The organism is Paenibacillus germinis (assembly GCF_013141785.1).
Classification (GTDB): Bacteria; Bacillota; Bacilli; order Paenibacillales; family NBRC-103111; genus Paenibacillus_E; species Paenibacillus_E phytorum.
On sequence record NZ_WHOC01000167.1, the window covers coordinates 1 to 22,312 of the forward strand.

The 22,312-nt window shown below is 47.9% G+C and carries 16 protein-coding genes; 3 read left to right on the top strand and 13 right to left on the bottom strand.

The features are described from left to right. Positions 1–183: 183 nt before the first annotated feature. The 13 genes from GC102_RS32275 to GC102_RS32335 form a co-directional block, all read right to left on the bottom strand. Positions 184–1,194, bottom strand: coding sequence for a DUF1835 domain-containing protein (locus GC102_RS32275; RefSeq protein WP_171693129.1), 1,011 nt, complete (start codon positions 1,192–1,194; stop codon positions 184–186). Between the two features lie 23 nt (positions 1,195–1,217). After that, a complete protein-coding gene (ligA, locus tag GC102_RS32280; RefSeq protein WP_171693130.1) occupies positions 1,218–3,239 on the bottom strand; it encodes an NAD-dependent DNA ligase LigA in 2,022 nt (673 codons plus the stop codon). A gap of 64 nt (positions 3,240–3,303) precedes the next feature. Further along, positions 3,304–5,661 carry a DNA helicase PcrA gene (pcrA, locus tag GC102_RS32285; protein WP_171693131.1) on the bottom strand — a complete coding sequence of 786 codons (2,358 nt, stop codon included), beginning with the start codon at positions 5,659–5,661 and terminating at the stop codon, positions 3,304–3,306. A 3-nt stretch (positions 5,662–5,664) separates the two neighbouring features. Next, positions 5,665–6,360 (bottom strand): heptaprenylglyceryl phosphate synthase, encoded by a 696-nt coding sequence (pcrB, locus tag GC102_RS32290; RefSeq protein ID WP_171693132.1) that lies wholly within the window; start codon positions 6,358–6,360, stop codon positions 5,665–5,667. Between the two features lie 180 nt (positions 6,361–6,540). Continuing rightward, on the bottom strand, positions 6,541–7,017 hold the full coding sequence (locus tag GC102_RS32295) for a DUF6130 family protein (RefSeq protein ID WP_171693133.1): 477 nt from the start codon (positions 7,015–7,017) through the stop codon (positions 6,541–6,543). A gap of 168 nt (positions 7,018–7,185) precedes the next feature. Continuing rightward, positions 7,186–8,010: a spore coat protein gene (locus GC102_RS32300; RefSeq protein ID WP_171693134.1), complete on the bottom strand. Its 825-nt coding sequence runs from the start codon at positions 8,008–8,010 to the stop codon at positions 7,186–7,188. Positions 8,011–8,038: 28 nt separating this feature from the next. Continuing rightward, positions 8,039–8,263 (bottom strand): hypothetical protein, encoded by a 225-nt coding sequence (locus GC102_RS32305; RefSeq protein ID WP_171693135.1) that lies wholly within the window; start codon positions 8,261–8,263, stop codon positions 8,039–8,041. 136 nt (positions 8,264–8,399) lie between these two features. Continuing rightward, entirely contained in the window at positions 8,400–9,332 is a 933-nt protein-coding gene (locus GC102_RS32310) for a DUF4340 domain-containing protein (RefSeq protein ID WP_171693136.1), read from the bottom strand. Further along, positions 9,329–10,717 (bottom strand): GldG family protein, encoded by a 1,389-nt coding sequence (locus tag GC102_RS32315; RefSeq protein WP_171693137.1) that lies wholly within the window; start codon positions 10,715–10,717, stop codon positions 9,329–9,331. The genes GC102_RS32310 and GC102_RS32315 overlap by 4 nt, the downstream gene beginning before the upstream one ends. Positions 10,718–10,722: 5 nt before the next feature. Next, a complete protein-coding gene (locus GC102_RS32320) occupies positions 10,723–11,439 on the bottom strand; it encodes an ABC transporter permease subunit (protein ID WP_171640019.1) in 717 nt (238 codons plus the stop codon). Then, the gene (locus GC102_RS32325; RefSeq protein ID WP_171693138.1) at positions 11,432–12,523 is read right to left on the bottom strand and encodes an ABC transporter ATP-binding protein; all 1,092 of its coding nucleotides are present in this window, start codon (positions 12,521–12,523) and stop codon (positions 11,432–11,434) included. Before GC102_RS32325 ends, GC102_RS32320 begins: the two co-directional genes overlap by 8 nt. A gap of 198 nt (positions 12,524–12,721) precedes the next feature. Beyond that, positions 12,722–14,515 (bottom strand): coiled-coil domain-containing protein, encoded by a 1,794-nt coding sequence (locus GC102_RS32330; RefSeq protein ID WP_171693139.1) that lies wholly within the window; start codon positions 14,513–14,515, stop codon positions 12,722–12,724. 194 nt (positions 14,516–14,709) lie between these two features. Continuing rightward, positions 14,710–17,262 carry a U32 family peptidase gene (locus GC102_RS32335; RefSeq protein WP_171693140.1) on the bottom strand — a complete coding sequence of 851 codons (2,553 nt, stop codon included), beginning with the start codon at positions 17,260–17,262 and terminating at the stop codon, positions 14,710–14,712. 248 nt (positions 17,263–17,510) lie between these two features. Between GC102_RS32335 and GC102_RS32340 the strand changes: the two genes are divergently transcribed. From GC102_RS32340 to GC102_RS32350, 3 genes are read left to right on the top strand one after another with little or no spacing between them, the layout of a single operon-like run. Then, positions 17,511–20,729, top strand: coding sequence for an FG-GAP repeat domain-containing protein (locus tag GC102_RS32340; RefSeq protein WP_171693141.1), 3,219 nt, complete (start codon positions 17,511–17,513; stop codon positions 20,727–20,729). 56 nt (positions 20,730–20,785) lie between these two features. Then, a complete protein-coding gene (locus GC102_RS32345) occupies positions 20,786–21,043 on the top strand; it encodes an acyl carrier protein (RefSeq protein WP_029194863.1) in 258 nt (85 codons plus the stop codon). A gap of 7 nt (positions 21,044–21,050) precedes the next feature. Further along, on the top strand, positions 21,051–22,250 hold the full coding sequence (locus GC102_RS32350) for a hypothetical protein (RefSeq protein WP_246321241.1): 1,200 nt from the start codon (positions 21,051–21,053) through the stop codon (positions 22,248–22,250). Positions 22,251–22,312: the final 62 nt, after the last annotated feature.

Sequence of the window (22,312 nt, forward strand, 5' to 3'; positions counted from 1 at the left end):
TGCAATCTCAATTGTAGTCACTTGCGTGACTGAATTTGCTGATTTGCTTCATTCATTTGTTCAGTTTTCAAGGAGCTTTATTGCGTTACCGTTTAAAGCGTTAATGCATCGCTCTTGCGGTGACAAGAAGTAATATTATCAGGTTTCAAAACGAATTGCAAGCAATTTTATACATCCATTATCTTACATCTTCACAAACCCCGTAGAGATGCCATTTCGGCGCCATATATCCTTTTTCCCAAGCAGATGAACGCCGCCAATCCAATCATCAATGCCATTTAGGTACTGATGATCCAGCTCACAAGTATGAACTAGTTTACCCATGTCCGTCCTAAATAATCGCCATTTTTCAAATTGAAGCGGCAGTGCTTCGCTGTAACTAGGCAGCTTGTCCCCTCCAGCAAGACGGACCAGCGGAATCTCACATTTGCGGATACTATCCACAGTAGCCCAGAACTGCAAATCTCCGAGGCCGTAGTGACTAGCCGTTTTACTTACTTTTTGAAATAACGACAGAACAGACAACTCTCCGTCCCCAATCAGATCAAGAATTAGCTGCTGGATGGTGTTCAAGCCATTTCGCATAGATGGATAGCGTTCTGAATTGGCTTGTAGGGCCTTTTTAAGAAAAGGCAGTGCTGATAAATCCTCTTCCAATAAAGTCGTCATAAGAAGTGGCTCAGAAGCTGCGTAAGCTGTCCAGACCTTGCAGGCCAAAAGAAGTTGTTCTTCATTTACAGGCAACCACTTGTCGTGCAATAGAGTAATTTGATCAACGTTTAATTGTCCTAATCCATGAAAGAACTCAACGCCAGGATAATGATTGATACTTAACAAAGATAGTTTAAAGGGTCGATTAGGGAGAGCGAATAATCTCGATAGCAAATAACAAAGCATCAATTGGTCATATAAATCATGCTCAAACCACAGGACAATTTCGTCTACTTCCACTGCGACACTGTCCAGCACTTCTTCCTGCTGTAGGGTAATGGACTTGAATATTTCCTCAGGAATGCCGTGCAGGCGATTCATATAGGCCGCCCTCATAGATAAAAGGACACTATCAGACATCTGCATGCCGATAGGTCCTTCATATAGTGACTCGCGCCACACCAATATATCTCCATCGATACCCGAAGCACGCAGCTTATCTCCAAATGCGTCTCCATTCACTATATGAAGTTTATTCGGCATGGCACTGTCCCCTTATTTGTGATTTAAGCTTCACCTAAAAGCTGTAAAAGCTCCTGTTCATCCTCAATGATCCGAATTCCAAGTTCTTGCGCTTTCGTCAGCTTGCTTCCGGCGCTTTCCCCTGCGATCACGATGTCCGTTTTCTTAGAAACACTGCCAGTAATCTTAGCTCCTAGCGCTTCCAGCTTCTTGGCACATTCGTCACGTCCCATGGTCGATAGCGTACCTGTGAGGACAATGGTTTTACCAAAGAACGGATTGTCAGGGCTAGCCAATACAACCGCAGGCTCTTCAGCTATTGGATTGACGCCAGCAGCGAGCATACGCTCAATACTGGACACCATTACAGGGTCACGGAAGAATGAGTAAATACTCTCAGCTACTATTCCGCCTACATCTGGAAGCCCGATTAGCTCCTCAGGCGTAGCCGCCATAATCTTCGTTAGGCTGCGATAGTAGTCTGCCAGCACCTTGGTCGTGGTTTTACCCGAGTTAGGAATGCCTAGGGCATAAAGGAACGAAGCTAGATCGCGCGATTTACTTTTTTCAAGGGCATCAAGCAGGTTGCGGGCCTTCTTCTCGCCAAAGCGATCGAGCTTGACGAGATCCTCGAATTGTAGGGTGTACAAATCCGCAGGATCACGGACATCCAGCTCTTGATGCAGCTGTGAGGCAGTCATTTCGCTGAAAAACTCAATATCCATCGCATCGCGCGAAGCAAAATGCGCCATACGCCCAACCAGCTGCGGACTGCAGCCGAGACGGTTCAAACAGAATAGATGCGCACCACGCATCTCAAGTTCACTGCCGCAGGAAGGACAATGCGTCGGAGCTACAATCTCCTCGCCGTCATTCTCCTCGGTTACTTTGCCGAGAATCTCAGGAATGACATCATTGGAGCGACGGATGTAGACGAGGCTGCCTAAGGCGTGCTTGAGGTTTTTGCGCTCGATATCGCCGACATTGTTGAGCGTACAGTTCTGTACGGTAACTCCAGCGAGATCTACGGCTTCAACGCGGGCAAGCGGCGTTATTTTGCCGGTGCGGCCGACTTCCCATGACACACTTTGCAAAATGGTTGTTGCTTCTTCAGCCTCGAACTTATACGCGATCGCCCAACGAGGGAATTTCTCGGTGTAGCCGAGCACTTCTCTTGTTCGCATGTCCGTAATCTTGACGACACTTCCGTCAATCAGAAAATCAAAACCAAGGCGCTCTTCGGCAATCTGCTCCAGCTCTGCGCTTACTTCTTCAATCGTGCTGAAATACCGTGTACGGTTGCTCACTTTAAAGTGGTTGTCACGAAGAAATTGAACCATATCGAAATGATTTTCAAATTGGATACCGTCGGAGTAACCCACATTATAGAAGAAAGCGTTCAGCTTACGCTCTGCCGTTACTTTGGGATTGAGATTGCGCAGCGCTCCGGCTGCTGCGTTGCGGGCATTTTTGAGCGGATCCGTTGCAGTTTGATTGTACGCCTCGAGAACGGAGAGGAACATCATACCCTCACCTTGCACTTCAATGGTTCCGTCCTTATATGGGATCTCCAGCGGGATGGATTTGATCGTCTTGATCTGGGCTAAAATGCCCTCACCAACCGTACCGTTTCCTCGCGTAGAGGCTTGAACTAGCTCTCCTTGCTTATAGGTAAGGTTCAGCGTGAGTCCGTCGAACTTCAATTCCACCACATACGTCGGGTCTGGCAGCGGGTTCTCAGGATTCTTGCTGTTGTAATCTGCAATTAACTTAAGTACACGTGTATGCCAAGCCTGCAGGTCTTCGGCATTTTGTGCTTTGTCCAAGCTCCAGAGTCGGGCCAGATGCTTGTGTGGATTAAAGCCTTTGAGAATGTCGCCGCCCACGCGCTGAGTAGGAGAAGAAGGCAGGGTAATCCCTGTCTCCTTCTCCAACGCGGTCAATTTATTGTATAAAGCATCCCACTCGGCATCGGAAATCGCCGGTTCATCGAGCGTGTAGTAGTTATGGTTATGTTTGTTGATTTCTTGGATGAGGGTTTTCATTGCCGCGATGGCATCTGTCATTACGGGCTCTTCCTCTCTAATGGGTAATAGGGGTTAGTGCGGCAAATAAAGGCGCAAGCGGCTCCTATTCTTTCGTAATAGGAGCGAACTTCGCAAGCAGGCGCTTCAAGCCAACAGGCGCCGGGAAAGCAATTTGCAGCTCGGTATCATCACCCGAGCCTTTCACTGACACAACGGTGCCGATGCCCCACTTGCCATGCGACACTTTGTCGCTGGCTTTGTAGTCCGGCACCGCGCCGCCTGCGGCAGGCTGCGGAGCCCGGAACGCAGCCGGCTTCGCCCCGGCTGCAGGGCTTGGCGCAGCCGCGCCCGTACTAGGCCGTCCGAACGAGGACGGCGTGCCCCAAGCTGACGAGCCGGCGGAGCCGCGGCCCGCTTGTGAGGCAGTGGCGCTGCTGCCACTGCTGCCCCACGAGCTGCCACTGCTGCGGCCAGCTCGCGAGAAGCCTCCACCGATGGAGCCGCCCATCGAGACATTCTCCAGGAGTTCCTTCGGAATCTCCTGAAGGAATCTCGATGGCGCGTTCGCCGCGGTGCGGCCGAAGAGCGTGCGCATACGGGCGCACGTGAGGAAAAGCTCTTGCTCTGCGCGCGTGATACCGACATAAGCCAAACGGCGCTCCTCTTCGAGCTCTTCGTTATCGGCGAAGGCACGGCTGTGCGGGAAGACACCTTCTTCCATCCCGATGATGAATACAACCGGGAACTCTAGACCTTTGGCGCTGTGCATCGTCATGAGCACAACGGCATCTTGCTCTTCCTCGCTTTTTTCTTTATCCAACGTATCGATATCGGCGATAAGCGCCAAATCGGTCAGGAACGAGATGAGTGACTTGTCCTCGTTACGTTTCTCGAAGTCCATCGTCACGGACAGAAACTCCTCGATATTTTCGAGACGAGCCTTGGATTCAATCGTATTCTCACGCTGCATCTCCAAACGGTACTGCGACATCTCCAGTATTTTCTCCGTCAGTTCAGTTACTGATAAGTATTCAACCATGCGGTTCAGGTTATCAATCATTTCGCGGAAATCAGCTAAAGCGTGCTTAGCCTTCGACGTGATCTCGAGTGAATCGACTTCCTCCAGCATGGCATATAAGGAAATACCTCTTCGTCCCGCCATTTCGGCCACTCGATCCATCGAGGTGTCACCAATGCCCCGCTTCGGCACGTTCACAATTCGGCTCAAGCTGATATCATCGTCCGGATTGGAGATAAGGCGCAGATACGCCAAAATATCTTTGATCTCTTTCCGATCGTAGAACTTTACGCCGCCAACGATGGTGTATTGGATATCGGATTTAATGAGAATTTCCTCAATTACCCGAGATTGTGCGTTCGTCCGGTACAGAATAGCGTGATGGCCGAACTTTTTACCATTGGACTTATTTTTATTAATTTCACTCGTAACGAAATAGCCTTCTTCGTGCTCAGAATCAGCTTGAAACAGCTTAATCCTTACGCCGCCCTCTTTATCCGTCCATAAATTTTTGGGTTTACGACCCGTATTATTGGCAATGACCTTATTGGCAGCCTGCAAAATATTAGATGTGGAGCGATAATTTTGCTCCAAAAGAATAGCAGTAGCATTCGGATAATCTTTTTCAAAATTAAGGATATTCGAAATATCAGCTCCGCGCCAACGGTAAATGGACTGGTCACTGTCTCCCACAACGCAAATGCGCTTATGTTTGGCCGCAATCATTTGACACAACATATACTGCGCCCTGTTCGTATCCTGATACTCATCGACATGGATATATTGAAATTTATTTTGATAAAACTCCAGAACCTCTGGAACTTCATTAAACAAATGAATGGTTGCCATAATTAGGTCATCGAAATCCAGGGAGTTGTTGCTTCTAAGCTTCTTCTGATAAAGCGTATAAATTTTCGAGGTCAATCCGTCGAAGTAGTCACCGATTTTATCTTCAAATTGTTTAGGAGAGATGAGTTCATTTTTGGCTGTAGAGATGGCCGCTTGAAAGGTCTTAGGTTCGTACTTCTTGGTATCAATGTTCAGTTCTTTGCAGCACGTTTTGATGACCGATAACTGATCACCGGAATCTAGAATGGTAAAATTCGAGGTGAAACCGATGCGTGAAATGTCTCTGCGCAGCATGCGTACACACATCGAGTGAAACGTGGAAACCCAAATATCACTCCCGCTGCCGCCAACCAGCTTGCCGACACGATCCTGCATCTCACGTGCCGCTTTATTCGTAAACGTAAGTGCCAGAATGCTCCATGGCGCCGCTCTACGCGTGCCAATCAAGTAAGCAATACGATGCGTTAGCACTCGTGTCTTCCCGCTTCCCGCTCCAGCCATAATCAGAAGTGGGCCGTCAACAGCTTCGACTGCTTTGCGCTGCTCGGGATTCAACCTTTTTATCGCGTCTAAAATATTGACTGTCTCGTTCATAAGTTACCTTCCTGTTCTATCAAAGTTCACGGTCTGAAGCGCCTGCTCCAGATCACTATAAATAATGTTACCGACGACGATGGTATCTGCGACCTCCGCTGCTTGCTGCGCTTTATCTAGGCTGTCAATGCCTCCGCCATAGAATAAACGGGCATCCTCCAGCACTTGTCGCGTCCGCCTTACCAGCTCCATATCACCAAACACACCGCTATATTCCAAATAAACAATAGACATGTGAAAAAGCTTGTCCGCCATGCGTGCGTATGCCGCAACATCCTTGACATCCAAGTTCCTACGAGCCGATGTTAATTTCGCCGCTGTAGCTTCGCTATTCAGAATAATATAGCCTTCGGCTATTATCTCGTCCCAATTGAGCATAGAACCATATTCCTTCAACGCCTCGTGATGCTGCCCAACGATCCAATTCGGATCACCCGCATTCAGAACAATCGGAATTAGGAATAAATCGAACCCTGGGACGATGGCCTCTTGATTGGATATCTCAAGCACACAGGGCACCTCATACTGACGAATGCGAGATAGAAGATCTACTGTGTTATCAAAAGTTACCCCTGTTGAGCCACCCACCATGATTGCATCCGTCCCAGACTGGCATAGCCGATCGAGCGCTTCATCTGAGATGTCCCGATCTGGGTCAAGCTTAAATACATGCTTCCACTTACGTATATCGACGATCAATTGTTTCCCTCCGATTAGGCGGCAATACTGCCATACTATCAACAGTCTATGCTACGTATTCAGGTGTGTCAAATGCCAAAAGACGGGCTAAGCGCCCGCCTTTTCAAGGAATATGTACGTAATGTTATCTGATCTACGCCCAAGCTAGATTTCCAGTCAAATACGCACAAATGTTCCCAATTATTTTACTTCAATATTAAGAATTTTCTCTACATTGATATCCGTATGATCATTCTGCTGAAGCTCGAGTCTAATTTCATGTTTACCTGCTGCTAGATTATTTAGTGTTAACGGACCTGTTTTGGCAATCATCGTTTTCATCTTACCATCCACATACAAATGAAGATGCCCTTCTCCTTGTACTGCTTTTTGATCCATATGATCAGCTAATTGGAAATTATTTGTCTGATACGTGATCGTTACGTTTCTTCCCTCAACTTTAGTTACCTGTGCATCGATGGCTGGCTTGGCGCCTGCGGTCACCGTCTTCACACTGCTTTCCGTCTTCCCTTGAGCCACTGTAGTCGCTGCCTTGGTGTCCTTCAAGCCTGTTGAACCGCTGCTAGCAACTTCCTCTTTGGAACCACATGCTGTTGTTAATGCTCCTAGTACAATTAAAGTAGCTGCGCCGTAAATCCACGTTTTTCTCATCAGCATTAGCACCCTTCTCCCATAAGTTTGGACATCCTATGTTCCTTATATATGTGTGACAAGCTGGTTCCATACCATGATTAGAGAAAAGTGGGACAAATAAATATTTGATAATAAAAAAGACGCCCTATAGCTAAAAGCTAGGACGTCTTGGTCTTGAGGGAACAATGCGATTTAGAAGCTGTATTTACTTCCCTCATGTTGTTGCTTACTGAGATAAGAGCTTTCTCCTGCCGTCGAGGTCTGAGCACCTGTGTGACTGCGGGAAGCGTTGGTAGAACTTGCCGATTTGCTTGTAATGCCAGTAATGCCAGCATTTTCAGATGCGCTATATCCGGATGATGCGGCATAACCCTGAGATTGACCGTAGCCGGTTTGTCCATAATTCTGATCTTGAAAATTTTGTCCTTGCTGGTTGCTAATATAGGCTTGCTGTTGACTTGTCTGGTTTGGTGAAGGCTGTGTATGGGTTGAATATCCTTGCCCTTGATTATTGTACACAGCATTAGGATATTGAGAGGCACTAATCATGGGTTGGATAGGTGTCTGTGTTTGATATAAAGCAGCAATCTGGTTCTGTTGTTGGCTCTGCGGCTGATGTTGCTGCGCAATAGTTATCTGGTCTTGCTGCTGATAGCTAGCCGTGTTGGTTTGACTCAAATTTTGTTGTACAAAGGACTGCAGCTGAGCTGCGATCTGGCTTTGTTTCTGCAGTTCTTGTTGAATGTGCTGCTGAGGAGCAGCTTGAATCTCATATTGGCCAAGCTTCTGGATTTCCTGAAATACGGCAGCTTGATCCTGCAATGTCTTTTGCAATAACGACTGGAAGGCCTGCCTGATCTGCGGATTAGCGGCTTCCAAAGCTGCAGTCGTATATTCACGAGCACTACGTTTCAACTCGGAAAGGACAAAGTTCGCGAAATCCTCATCTTTTAATTGTCCTTGTTGCTGCTGGTTTGGCTGTTGCTGCTGTTGTTGATACGGGTTTTGCTGATACATGCTTCTTGCACCTCCTATTATGTACGAATTAATGGGTAATGCCTGATTGCTGCTGTAGGGTGTTGATGAGGACGCTAATGTTTTGCAGCCGCTCCTGAGAAAGATGAGACAAGGTTTGCTTCAAGGACTGACTTTGGCTATTCAATGCTCCTTGTACACAAAGCTTTGCTAACAAATCCTCATTTTTCAGTGTATCCGCTAGGTATAAAAGCTCTTTGGTGGAAATGTTTTGGTTCTCTTGATTGCTGTACATGTGAATGTTACCTCCTTTCCTTTCCTTTTTTGTAGGTTTCCCAAATTATTCCGTTTTATGTGTCATTGGAAAAAAAAGTTAATGAAAAAAACTGCCCCAACACAGCACGTTTGAACTGTACGGAGCAGTTTTCCTGTTAAGAGGCGGGCTGAGCCGGTTTGCCGGCATAGGCATCCGCCAATTTCTGTATATCTGCGGCAGTAAGCAGGTACGCCCATTGTCCGCCTTGCTTCGCCAACCAGACTTGATCTTGGCTTAGCTTGCCTTCATAGAGCTCGGTGACCTCTTTGCCATCTACAGACAATACAAGCTCCACTTTGAGCTCACCGCCCGCAGTTGGTTTCTGAGCCGCTGGCTGTGGAAGTTCAGTGCTGTGCAGGAAGATCAGCTCATCCAGCAGCGGATTCGCTTCCGCGCCTTTCAGCTCTTTATCACCAAGCTTCCAGTTAGCCTCAGCAGCTACCTTGTCTTTGTCTGTTTTGGCAAGCGTCCAAGTCTGACCTTTCCACGTCAGCTTTACGCTCTGCACCTTGTCGCTTTCGAATTGGACTGGGCTAGCATCGGCAAAGTCTACCGGTTCTTTGCTGAGCGCAGAGAGCGACTGGTCACTCACCTGATACACAGCAGGAGATCCCTCCACCTGAACATAGGAGAAGCCTTCAATAGGAAGAGCCGTACCCACCAGCAGTCCTTTCTTCGAGCCGTCTTTTAACGTAACTTCATAAGTTCCAAGCGGCTTATCTAACCCATAGTTGGATAGATTACTTACCTGATCTTCAACTAGTTTCGTTGATGTCACCAAACCGAGGCCATCCAACCACGAACCCACTTGATTCGTATTAATCGGCGCTGCTGCCGGGCTTTTCATTTCCCATCCGCTGCCGCTCCGAGCTAATTCGATCTGCTGTACCTCTGTTTTTACATGAATGGACTGCACGTCTTCTTGCTTGAGTGTGATGAGCGATTTCGGTTCATCTTTTTTCTCTTGAAAGAAGTCTTTGCTCGAAGCGTACCAAAAACCGCCGATACAAATTACGACTAACAGAATTGTTGGAATAAACCGTTTCATCCTCGTCTCCTCCTCCACCAGATCAAGCCGCCAATGACTAGGAACAAGAGCGGTAAGAACACGATCGTTACGAGGAAAATGGTATTCGCTTGGCTAGGCGTAATCATCGCTTGTTGGAATGCATCCCCTTGACGCGGACGAATTGTGATCTGATCCTTCTGTTCCTGCAGCCAGCCAATACTGTTCAGAGCAAAATCCTTATTTCCTTGATTCTGAATATCTTCATCCAGTACGAACGTAGATCCCCCTAGAATAACGGCTTTAGGCTTGTTATCCTTACCCGAAATCGCGTAGCCAAGGTTGAGCGGTCCTTTGACATCTGTCGCATCCTGTTTGGTTTTGGATTGTGCAAGAAGGTTGATATCGGTTTCCCCGTAAGCTTTATCTGTCGTTTTCAAAAGCAGGGACTGGGTGTAGTCTGGTGCACTGCCATCCGCATTCAAGCTTACAGCCAGCGACAGCATCGTAATCAAATTATTGCTGGACAGCTTGTTGGTAATGTCATGCGGGCCATACTCCGGAATAATCGTCAGCGGATCATAGAGCGACGTTTGTTTCGGCTCAATCGCAATCGCATGTTGATCCTGAATGCCGTATGTTTTCATGATCGCATCGATATTTTTCCACTTGGTTGCCATATCTTTATTGAAGCCTAATGCCATATAAATCTTGCCTTTATCCTTCAAATAAGCTTCAATCAGCGCTGCTTCTTTATCATTCAGGTCATTTTGCGGGCCAAGCAGCATCAGCATCTGCGCATCGTCCGGTATTTTACCCTCAACGAACAGATTAAGGTCCTTCACGACATAGTTAGCGGCTTCCAGACTGCTTTTCAAAATGGTCATGGCATTCAGTGGATATTCCTGATGACCGGAAAGCAGATAAACCGTATGCTTCTCTGTGGACGTGAGGCTCTTAATGGCCTGGGTAAACTTCTCTTCCCCTGAGAACGTGTAGGAGCCATCCTGTTGGCCGACAAACAATTCATAGAAATTGATATTCTGCTTTTTAGAACCCATTTCAAAAATAATCGTTCCGCCTTGATCGACACCATACTGCTTGGCCATCGAAGGCTGTTTCAGCATATCGTATTCATCATACGTAATCTTACCGCTTTGCTTCTTATATTCGGTCACCATATCAGTGACTTGTCGCGTCACAAAACCGTTGTTGTCCCCGCTATTCGTAAAGGCAACGATGTGAATATCTTGATTTAAGTTTTTGAGTGTGGCAACTGTTTGCTCGGAGAGCGTAAAGCTCTTATTTTTCGTCAAATCGACCTGAAAGCCTTTCAGCGAGTGAAGGAAGATGGTCAAAATGATGAAAATGCCGATAACGGCGATCGATAGAACAGTCGCATTAGTTCCCCGTATCCACTTATTCATCCCGCTCACCTCCAACGCTTTCTTTCAAGGACTTGTATGCAAAGAACCAGGAACACAGCTGTTAATGTGATATAAAAGAGGATGTCTCCGCCGTGCAGGACGCCCTTTTGCAAGTTCGTCAGATGGCTCGTCAATGAGAATTGAGCGACATAATCCTTCAGCTTGCCTGTCATGCTGCCGCTTACCCAATCAAGCAGCCACAGCAAAAGCAATATAACAAAACCTGAAATACCGGCAACCATCTGATTGTTGGACAAACTGGAAGCGAACAAGCCAATGGCCATCATCGCGCAGCCTAATAGGAACATACTTAGATAAGACAGCCACATAACAGGCTTATCCAGCGTTCCGAAGGCAGACATAATGAGCGGGTAGATCAAGCTGATCCCTACTAGCCCCACTTGTACAATAAAAGCGGACAAATATTTACCCAGCACGATTTCACCAATACCTGCTGGTGAAGTCAGAAGCAGCTCATCGGTGCCTTGACGGAACTCATCCGCGATGAGACGCATCGTTAAAAGCGGGATGATAAATAGGTACACGAATGTGGTATTTCCAACAACGGAACGCGCATCCACAATCGGTGGCTGACCGTTAACGAAGTTGATGTAGAAGAAAAAGCTCGATAGCAGCACATAGAAAGCGAACGCCACGTAAGCAACAGGCGAAAAGAAATACATTTGAAGCTCTTTCGAGCAAATGGCCCAGATTCTACGCATCGGTGTCTACCTCCTCCTTCGGAGAGCTGTCGGCTTCGGCAGGTTCATCCGTTGTCAACTTGAGGAAGATATCCTCTAGGCTGAGGCTTTCCCGCTTCATCTCGAGGATTGGATAGCCTGCGCCTGCCAAGCGGAAGAACAACGCCTCGCGGATATCGGAGCGATCTGCGGAGGTGACGAGCAGCTTCACAGTTTCGGCAGCTAGCGTTGGTGCTGCTGCTGGCGGTTCTGTGGTCGCTGCTTCTTTCGATGCCTCGTCGTTGACGAACACATCCTGCGCTGCAGAGGCAGCGATAGTTGCAGCGTCGCTCGGCGCGTCGACTTCTTTCACTTCTGCGACCGCCTCAAGGCTGCGCAGCTCGGTTAAGATCCGCTCGCGAGGTCCCTTGACCTCGAGCGACACCTCGAACGTCTCGCCCATCGTGCGTCCGAGATGTTCTGGGCGCTCGTCGAGAACGACGCGGCCTTGGTTAATAATGAGAACGCGGTTGCAAATTGCGTTAATTTCCGGGAGAATGTGCGTGCTCAGCAGCACCGTATGGTTCTCGCCCAGCTCATGAATCAGCTGGCGGATCTCGATGATCTGCTTCGGATCGAGGCCAGACGTGGGCTCGTCCAGGATAAGCAGATCCGGTTGGTGCAGAATCGCTTGCGCGAGGCCCAAGCGCTGCTTGTAGCCCTTAGACAAGGAGCGAATGATTTGCTTCTCGCGGCCTTGCAGACCTAGCTTGTCGATCGCTTCACCGACACGCAGCTTCTGCTCCCGTGCAGGCACATCGCGAAGATTTGCGATAAATCGTAAGTAAGCTTGCACCGTCATCTCTGGATAAAGAGGCGGTGTTTCGGGTAAGTAGCCGATTTTGCGGCGTGCTTTCTTCGGATTATCAGCCATGGAGTGACCATCCACCCATATTTGACCATGCGTAGGGTTCAAATACCCCGTAATCATGCGCATTGTCGTTGTTTTGCCAGCACCGTTCGGCCCTAAGAAGCCGACGATCTCACCGCGCTGCATCGAGAAGTCGATGTTGTGTACGCCGCGATCATTTTCGTACAGCTTGCTGACTTGTTTGACCTCAAGCATCCAAGATCCCCCATTTCTACTCGTTCATATAACCATCATCACTATACCCGTGTAACAATAAACCAACCTTAAGCAAATCTGAAAAATAGATTAAAATATTGTGTCTAAATTGTGAACGAACAGAGTGGGAGGGATGACGAGGCTAAATCGTCGATTGCTAACTGATATTTGTATAAATGATGAGGATTAAATGATAGCCTAAAAACCTAACATTTTAGAGATCTTTTCAAGTAGTCGTTGCTGTGATGTCAATTGTTGAGATATGTCATCATATCGTTTGTTTAGTGATTCTGCAGTATCAAGCATTTCACTTCGGATTTCTTGCTCCAACATTTTACTTACCTTTTGCGTGTGAAGATGAAGCAAATTGCGCAGGTCCTTTACATCCTCCAAAACGCCTTCATAACGTTGGTTCAGTAACTCCGTTGTGGCAGTAAGTATTTCACCTTTGGGATCTTGATCCGACTCTTCAGTTACTTTTTGTTGAACGGTTTCGATCGCATGCTGCAATCCCGATACTTCTGTAGAAACACCCTCGATTTGTCTATTCAGTAATTCTAGTGCAGCAGCAACTTCACTTCTAATGCCCCGTTCGAACACATTAGCTACATTTTGCGTTTGGAGATGAATCTCATTTCGCAGGTTCTTTACATCCTTTGAAACGCCTTCATAGCGTTGGTTCAGTAACTCCGTTGTGGCAGTAAGTATTTCACCTTTGAGATCTTGACCCGAAACTTCAGTTACCTTTTGCTGAGCGGTTTCGATCACGTTTCGCAGTACCGTTACTTCATCAGATATGGTGCCGTAGCGTTTGTCTAGCGATTCTGCAGTAGCATTTATTTCACTTCGAATTTCTTGTTCCAACTTTTCACTTACCTTTTGCTTGTGGATATGAATCTCATTACGCAGGTTTTTTACATCCTTTGAAACACCTTCATATCTTTGGTTCAGTAACTCCGTTGTGGCAGTAAGTATTTCACCTTTGAGATCTTGCTCCGAAACTTCAGTTACCTTTTGCTGAACGGCTTGGATCACGTTTTGTAGTTCCGTTACCTTTTGTGTATGGAGACGAATCCCATTATGCAGGCTCTTTACATCCTCCGAAACGCCTTCATATCGTTGATTCAGTAATTCCGTTGTGGCAGCGAGTATTTCACCTTTGAGATCTTGCTCCGAAACTTCAGTTACCTTTTGCTGAACGGTTTCGATCACATTCTTCAGCCCTATTACTTCTACAGATACACCCTCAATTTGTCTGTGTAGTAATTCTAGCGTAGTAGCAATTTCACTTCTAATGTCCTGTTCGAACAAATCAGTTACATGTTGGGTGAGAATTTGGATCACGTTTCGCAGTTCCGTTACTTCTTCTGAAACGTTCGAAACTTCGATAACCTTTTGCTTGACCGCATGGATGATGTTACTAAGTTCCGCGACTTCATTACTTAATTGAACGAACTGAGAGTTTGAGTGATCCATCATAGGTGACAAAAGCCTGCCACCTGCTTTAGACGAGATACCAACCTTTTGATTCAGGTCGTCTATATGGTCCTTTAAATTCCTTGGAGATTTATTCGCTTCTATCTTTCGCGTGAGGAGCTGTACCATGTTACTTAATTCCATCGTATCTTTACTTAATTGCAAGTTGGCGTTGTTCATAACTGGAGGTAAAATTGAGTTGTCTACGGTAGGAAGTAAATTGGAGTCAGGAATAGTAGTAGGTGTAGGAGGTAATGGCTTTTCATCATTGAGTGCGATAATTGCTTTCTGACGCATTTCCTGTAAATATTCTTTTATAAATCTAGGCGGTTTATTGTCATCGCTCAACTTGGAAATGATCTCAAATATTCCAATGGCTTCTTCTGTGTACCTTTGGGATCCGCCAAATACTTTAGTTGGAAGAAATTCGCGATAATAATTTGACCAACCCCTTACAACTTCTCGTGTTTTTCCGATTTTACCAGCGATTTCGGTGAACTTATATGTCCTTTTCATTGTTATCTATCGTCATCCTTTCTTCTTATGTCCATTAGGCTTAGGCATTAGTTGTAACATATTATTCAGGACATCAAACAAGTGACAACAAATGAAGGAAACATTTAATAAAGTCCGCGTTTCCTTTTCTTCCAGAAACAACAAAAACCCAGTGCCTAAGCGGCACTGAGTCTGTTTTTCACACTATAGATCCTCTATTTCACCAGCTGGCCGCGAGTAACACCTAATTGGTTCGTCGCTTTCAACGAACGCCATACTTGCGTACCGCTAATCTCACCATCAATCGCGCGACGGTACAAGTCGAGAATTTCGCGCACTTTGTCTGGCGTCTCTTCAAGGAACTCCACACGGAAGGATCGGATGCCTAAATCCATGAAATGACTCAAGTACTCGGCACCAGATTGATCCACCGCGTTATACACCGTATTACGACAACCTTCATCGACACGCACCGGGTGAGACATACCGACACGGTCTTGCAAAGAAACGCTGTGATCCTCACAAGGACGACCGCAGTTTGTAAAGTCAGTGCCTTCGCTCAGGAACGTACAGTACACGCAGTGCTCCGTATGGAACATCGGCATGTGCTGATGGATAACAACCTCAAGCTTCGAGGTCTCAGCACGGCGAAGTAAATCGACCATTTGCTGAATGTTCAAATCGTAGGAAGGCGTAATCTTCGAAAGGCCCGCTTCTAGGAACAAGGCAGCTGTTTTGTGGTTGGCCACATTGAGCGAGAAATCCCCGATTAACTGCGGTTTCGGCGCGTCCGGATTTTCCAACCGATGCTTCAAGAAGAAGTAGGCTGCGCCCGTATTGCGGATCAATACCGCATCCGGATTTAGTTTTAATATATGGTTAAAATAGCCCGTTTCCCCTGGCATATGAATACGCGGTGTCACCAAGGCGATTCTGCGCCCGGCTGCACGAACGGCTTCCACGGCCGCAGGGAACTGCTTAATAAATTCGAAATCCGCATAAATAAACTCGATATCCGTTGTCTCGAGCACGGCCTTCACCTGATCCAGGTTACGGCAAAGTGCAGTAAGCTCCACAGCCTTGCGTTCCGCTAGGGAAAGCGCAGGAGCATTCGCGGTAGCGTTGGTGATAGCTGCCTCAGCAGCTGACTGAATCACGTCGTCATACACGCCGATTTCACGCTTCATGTAAGCCGGTGGTTTCTGCCGCTCGTCTTCCATCAGCTCCACAGCCATGCGGCGCATGCTGTTAAGTTCACGCATCGGCACGATCAGCTCGCCGGTCAACTGCACATCCAGCTGACTGAGTGCATAAATCGTACCGCCAAGGCGTCCGAACTGCTCCGTAAAGAGCTGTTCGTCCATCGGTCTTTTCTCCGCGCGAACCAGCGGCAGCTCGGATTGTACGAAGACGGTATGTCCGCCTTGAATATCCGTCCACCAGCTTTTGAGCGGCTCACCTTCTACACCGCTGACCTTCACGCTTACAGGGAAAGTCCGGTAAGGCTTATCGGTCTCAAATGTCTGGCGCAGGCGCTTGTCCAGCTGAGGATCATTCGTCTTCCAGATACGGTCTCCGACATGCAGACGGCCCAGCTCCACATCATTGCGTCCCATAATGATCTCGATGAGTCCGCCCTCGGCTTCACCTTCGAGCTTTTCTCCCTTGCGGCGCAAATCGTAGATGCGCCCGCCTTCTTCCTTCTTCGTCGGATCCCCGGCGTCGAAAACAAGCCCGTCACCGCGCTTGAGCGGCGCCTCCAGCTCACAGATCACGCCATCGCGCAAAATCTGTTTGATGCGGCCTACGAAAACCCCACGGCTCTTCGGAAACGTGCCGTCGACAAGCTGCTTATTGTTGGTTCCATTCAAGAAACCAACCGTAAATCCACGCGAGAAGCTTTGCTGAAGCTCACGAACCTCTTCTTTGGTCGGACGGGCATCCTCCCCATCGAAATAACGGTCAATCGCACGGCGATACTTACTCACGACATTGGCCACATATTCAGGGGTCTTCAGACGCCCTTCAATTTTGAAAGAGCGTACGCCAGCTTCAATTAGCTCCGGCACGATCTCTATCGCTGCCAAATCCTTTGGCGACAGCAAATACGTGACATCGCCCATCGGCTTTTGCACGCCATCGACCATCAGATCATACGGCAAGCGGCAGGCTTGTGCGCATTCTCCGCGGTTTGCGGAACGCCCGCCCCACATTTCAGAAGTCAGACACTGACCGGAATAAGATACGCAAAGCGCACCATGTACGAATACTTCCATTGGAAGCTTCGCTTGATCACCGATTTGTTTAATCTGCTTCAAGTTATTTTCGCGGCCTAAAACAACGCGTTCAATATCAAACGGCTTCGTAAATTCAACCGCCTCAGGCGATGTAATCGTCATCTGTGTGGATCCGTGAATTGGGAAATCCGGGGAGATTTGGCGAATCATTTTAACCAAACCAAGATCCTGTACAATAACCGCATCAACACCGGCGTCCACACAAGCATCTATTAATTGCTTCGCATCATTCAGTTCTTCCTCAAACACAAGGATGTTGAAGGTCAGGAAGCCCTTTACTCCATATAGATGAAGAAACGACATAATATCCGGCAGTTCAGCCATCGTAAAGTTATGTGCGCGTGCTCTAGCATTAAATTTCTCCACACCAAAAAACACGGCATCCGCTCCATTGGCAACAGCCGCTCTCAAACAATCCCAATCCCCCGCAGGGGCCAACAATTCTATATCTTCTCTGCGTATCGTACGCATGGCAGCAAATCCTTTCAATAGTAGATCCTCGGGTCATCCTCAAAGTCTTCTCTTTAGTGTAACAGAAAGGGTAGGTAGTAATCTAGGGTGGGGGGTAATTACAAGCTTAGCCAATATCCGACAGTTACGCCTCATTGTCAAACGTTTCCTTCTCAAGCTGAAACCCTTTAGAAGTTAACAAAGTTTCCTATGAATGCTATAATGGCAAGGATAGTGACCTTTTTAGTAATTGAGGGATACCTTTGGTTTTGTCGAAAATTCGTGTTCTTAAACTATGCGTCATCAGTATCCTATTTATATTCATCCTTCTACTATTTTTACCAAAAGTAGATGAAACTAAGCTCCTCTATGCGACGAGCGGGGATCATTATGATGCGGCAGCCTATGGAAATTTTCAGCAAACCTTGCAAGCAGGCGTTCACATTGACAAACAAAACCTACTTTACCTATCAACGAGCCAGCTTCGTAAATACGATGCGATTTATCTGGATCCTGCCCTTGCGCAAGATGCCGGGTGGGCGGAACAAACTTCAAAACTAGTAACATTCGTGAAGCAGGGCGGACATTTATTAGTGGAAAATGAGTTCTCGAGCGGTTTTACACCGGAATTTATAGGTGCTAAAGAGGTTGTGGACTTAAAAAAAGTGCCGCTCACGAGTATGGGTGGACCCCAATTGGCAGCTTCAACACAGAGTCTGAGTTACCCACATGTGCCTGTTAACCTGCAAGGTATACAGCAAACTTTTCAATTGTTTAGCCAGAGCTATCTCAAACATAATTCACTGGAAGACTTACCCGGCTTTAACTTGGGATATGGCTTCGTTCCTTCTACTGGTCAAACGATAGTCTCAATGAACATGGCCGGGAAGCCTGTTTCGCTAGTTATGCAGAACCGCGTTGGAAGAGGCACTGTGCTGATCAGCAGTAACTTTCTGCCGAATCGGTACTTCCTAACAGGCTACGACATGATGAGCGGCATGGATCCGAAGCTAGGCTTCTCTCAGCTGGCTGAAAAGTATCAAGCAGCAATAAAGCGGGTCCCGGGAACGACTTATTTCAATAGAAAAACGTTACCGATTGAGCCTTACTTTAACTTTGCTTTTGCCGCAGCGAACATGCAGTATCGCAGTGAGCTGCTGGCTTATGTATCGAAAGAAACACTTGGTTACAGCGTGAAAAAAATTCTTGGCCCTTATGGAAGGCCTGCGATGGCTTTTCAGAATCATTTTGAGGCGATGCCCGCAATTCAGCAGAAAGACGGCATTGCTTGGGCGGAGAAACTGAAGGAATATAACGAGATTCCCTCGTTTACACTCGTGCGGAACGCCTTCTACTGGGGGCAATGGCGCGAGAGCGTGACAGTGCAGCTGGGCACGGGGACGAACGCGCAGCCGAAGTTCGTCGGTGAGCTGCCTGGCTCGGGTTACGCGAGCGGGCTGCATGTGATGGCTGCCGGCAAGCCCCTGCGGCAGGCTTTGTTCCCGCAGTATCGCGATCTATCGAGCGCGATTGAGCTGCCTTACCGCGCGTACCCGACAGCCGCGGATATGAACGGCGACGGCCGCACGGACCTCGTGGTCGGCAGCTCGGATGGATTCGTGTATGTGTACACGAATCAAGGTGTTGACGCGGCGGCCTATACGAGTGAGCCGCCGCCTGAGGGCTTGGCGCTGCCAGACACGTTCGGCGCGCCGGTGAAGCTGCAGCTGGAGTCCGGCGTGCCGCTCCAGCTTGGCCCTTACAGTGCCGTTCACGCGGTAGACGTGAACGGGGATGGCCGCACGGACCTCGTCGTCTCCGACGAGTCTGGGGCGGTACTGCTCCTGCCGCAGCTCGCTAGCGGCAGTTTCGCGAAGCCCGCGGCGCTGCTCGCGGGCGGGAAGCCGCTGCAGCTGCCCGGAGGGCCTGCAGCGCCGTTCGTCGCCGACGTCGATGGCGACGGCAAGCTCGACCTTGTCCTAGGCGGAGCCGATGGACAAGTGTGGCTCTACAAAGGCCGCAGCGCAGCGGCCCTCACGCTCGAGCAGGGCAGCGCACTGTTCCCGCTGCCGCAGCATGCCACGCACGCCGCACCATCCGTGCGTGACATCAACGGCGATGGCCGACTCGATCTCGTGGTCGGCAGCAGCGATGGGGACCTGCAAGTGTATCTTCAAGGCGCTGATGGCGCTTGGGCGGATACGGGTCCCCTACAGGGCACAACCCTGAACCAAGTCGGCGATCACGCCTTGGTTGCTGGCCACTACTCCGTCCCGCTTTGGATAGATCTTAATCACGACGGCAAAGATGACCTGGTCGTCGGCGGTATCGAATTCGGGTCCCCCGTTTCGATCGACGACCCGCAGTTTCCTTATCAAGCGGAGTTGAAGGAGTTCATCCAATACGCTCGCGATAATCATTTACAAATCGATCCGCACGTGTTCGTGCATAATTTCAAAAGTGCTGAGCAGGAACGCATCGAGCTTTCCCTTCACAAGAAAGCTTTCGATAAGCTCGGCATCCCTTGGCTGAACCTTGGAACGAACCAACACACATGGCGCATCAATAACATAGACCACCAGCAAACACTGGAGAATGAACAGCAGCAAGGATTATGGTACAATTTCGGATTTTTATCGCCCGATTCGCCCGTAATTCCACGTCCCGAAGAAATTTGGTCACTTCCCTTCCTATTACAGGATAAACAAGGGAATACAGATCATACGATGCTGATTCATACACCAACGCCGGTACTACGGACAGGAGATTATGCAACGACGGACGTTTTCGAATCGATGGTTAAATTGGACATGCCGATTGATTATTTCGAGCACATCGAGTACCATTTTCCCGTACCATCCAAAGTTGCTGATTTAACCGAATTCGCTGACTACTTTGACAAGCTTCGTACGAAGCATAATTATAATTTTATGACCGAGACCCAGATGGCGAAGTCATTCTTAACGGCTTTGAAAAGCGAAGTTCGTATCAGTCAGTCATGGGCTTCTTATTTATGGGACAAGCTGAAAGATCGTTTAGCTGGAGGCAGTCCACACTTTCATGCCACTTTGACACCGAATGCCGACAAGGTACCAGGCTTGGCTGGTGAGTATTCTACAACACTGGGTGTAGTGATAGAAAAGGGCGAAAAACTTGCCCTATACTCCCTACAAAGTGATTCGGATATTTACACGACAATTGATAACCGATTCTATCTAGGTTTGGCTAAGCCATCCTCCATCGGTATTGGAGCGACCAGGGAAAAATTCCATGTCGTGCGTTCTAATGTCCCTTTTGAGCTGACACAGCAAGGAAATACTCATCAATTAGTCCTGAAATCAGCAGGTCTGCAGCAAGTGAAGGTATTCAGTCCTACGGAGCTGCTCTTTGACGGATCCGATGCCAAGATCGAGCATGACGCCCAAACACAAATGTACACCATCACCCGATACGGTGATTTGACGACACTTTCTTTTACCGCAAAGTGAACTAACGTTCCTTTATCTTATTACCACTTTTATGTTAACCAGGAGGCTTTCCAAACATGTCTAATGAAGAATTATTAGCGCAGCTTGAACAGCATATTCGCGAGCGTTATGAAATTGCTGAGGATGACGATGATTTTGATGTTGATGTTCATCTCTTTGATTATGGCTTCATTGACTCCATCGGCGCCACAGCGCTTATCGCCCATATCGAAAAAACATACAGCATCCAAGTGACGAATCAAGATTTAATGCTGTACTCCATGAACACGGTAAGCGAAATTGCCGATTTTATTTCCAAGAAGACTGCGAGGTAACCCACTCATGTTGACATGTAAAATTTCTTTAGAAGGCCTGGCTGAAAGTCAGCATGGACAAGTCAAATACGCGTCCGCCTTTGCCGATGAGCATATTCAGGATATTTCCCTTGTGGATGGTCACATTATCATTACCCATAACTCTCCGAATGGAAACGAAGGTATTACCGAGCGGGTTCAACGTCTCATTGAACGTTTCTCACACGGCGATTTCGGCTTCAAGGAAAACATTCTATTCGAGCATAAAGTCGATACCCCTTACGAAGGCGATATTATCGCTGAGCTTGTAGAGCGTAAAGCAATTAAAGTGTTGGAGCCCGGCCTTTTTATTTTCCGTGAGCCTTTCTCCAGCTTAATGCGTTTCTTCGATTATTCCTTTGTAACGAAGATCGCCAAGCGTTTCGAAGGCATGCAGGAAGAGTCTTATCCTGCTGTTATTCATAGTCACACTTTGAATAAAACGAATCACTTCACTTCTTTCCCTGAGCACATTCATTTCGTGACTCATCTACGTGAAGATCTGGACGTCATTGAGTCCTTCTCCCAATCCATCCGTGAAGCTGGCGGTTGGAGCCAAGAGCAGCCGCTGGCGCTTGATAACAACATGGTGAAACCGAACTTCATGATGAATCCTTCTACTTGTTATCACTGCTATGAAGGCCTAGAGAATGAAACGCTTGAAGGTGACGGCATCGTCGTTACAGCCATTGCGAAATGTCACCGCTTCGAGTCCAAAAACCACACCGATTTCGGTCGTTTGCTCGACTTCTCGATGCGCGAAATTATTTTCGTTGGTAAACCCGACTTCGTCAAAGAAAATCGGCTAAAATCGATCGAATATCTGAAAGAGCTTGCCGTTGAATGGAACGTGGACAGCATGATGGAGATCGCCAACGACCCGTTCTTCACGAACGATTTCCAAGTGAAAGCGTCCTTCCAACGCAATCAAGAGATGAAATATGAGCTGCGCTTGAGCATTCCTCATGTGAAGAAATCAATCGCCTGCTCCTCTGTAAATTTCCATAGCAACACGTTCGGGAATGCTTTTAATATTAAAATGGGCAAGCGCAACGCCGTTACTGGCTGTGTAGGCTTTGGAATCGAACGCTGGGCGTTCGCGTTCTTGGCGCAGTACGGTCTCGACGAGCAGCAGTGGCCTGCCACATTCCGTGAGCAGTACCATGCTTGGCAGGAGAAGGCGCTGTAAGTGCCTTCTCTGTTCTATCCCTAACTGCTTTGCTTGGCGGACCTTAGGCAGATCGGTTGATT

Coding starts and splice junctions, on each gene's coding strand:
- GC102_RS32315 (WP_171693137.1), bottom strand. CDS start 10,717: ATGAATAAGTGGATACGGGGAACTAATGCGACTGTTCTATCGATCGCC.
- GC102_RS32310 (WP_171693136.1), bottom strand. CDS start 9,332: ATGAAACGGTTTATTCCAACAATTCTGTTAGTCGTAATTTGTATCGGC.
- GC102_RS32295 (WP_171693133.1), bottom strand. CDS start 7,017: ATGCTGATGAGAAAAACGTGGATTTACGGCGCAGCTACTTTAATTGTA.
- GC102_RS32300 (WP_171693134.1), bottom strand. CDS start 8,010: ATGTATCAGCAAAACCCGTATCAACAACAGCAGCAACAGCCAAACCAG.
- GC102_RS32275 (WP_171693129.1), bottom strand. CDS start 1,194: ATGCCGAATAAACTTCATATAGTGAATGGAGACGCATTTGGAGATAAG.
- GC102_RS32330 (WP_171693139.1), bottom strand. CDS start 14,515: ATGAAAAGGACATATAAGTTCACCGAAATCGCTGGTAAAATCGGAAAA.
- pcrA (WP_171693131.1), bottom strand. CDS start 5,661: ATGAACGAGACAGTCAATATTTTAGACGCGATAAAAAGGTTGAATCCC.
- GC102_RS32350 (WP_246321241.1), top strand. CDS start 21,051: ATGTTGACATGTAAAATTTCTTTAGAAGGCCTGGCTGAAAGTCAGCAT.
- GC102_RS32335 (WP_171693140.1), bottom strand. CDS start 17,262: ATGCGTACGATACGCAGAGAAGATATAGAATTGTTGGCCCCTGCGGGG.
- GC102_RS32325 (WP_171693138.1), bottom strand. CDS start 12,523: ATGCTTGAGGTCAAACAAGTCAGCAAGCTGTACGAAAATGATCGCGGC.
- GC102_RS32305 (WP_171693135.1), bottom strand. CDS start 8,263: ATGTACAGCAATCAAGAGAACCAAAACATTTCCACCAAAGAGCTTTTA.
- GC102_RS32320 (WP_171640019.1), bottom strand. CDS start 11,439: ATGCGTAGAATCTGGGCCATTTGCTCGAAAGAGCTTCAAATGTATTTC.
- ligA (WP_171693130.1), bottom strand. CDS start 3,239: ATGACAGATGCCATCGCGGCAATGAAAACCCTCATCCAAGAAATCAAC.
- GC102_RS32345 (WP_029194863.1), top strand. CDS start 20,786: ATGTCTAATGAAGAATTATTAGCGCAGCTTGAACAGCATATTCGCGAG.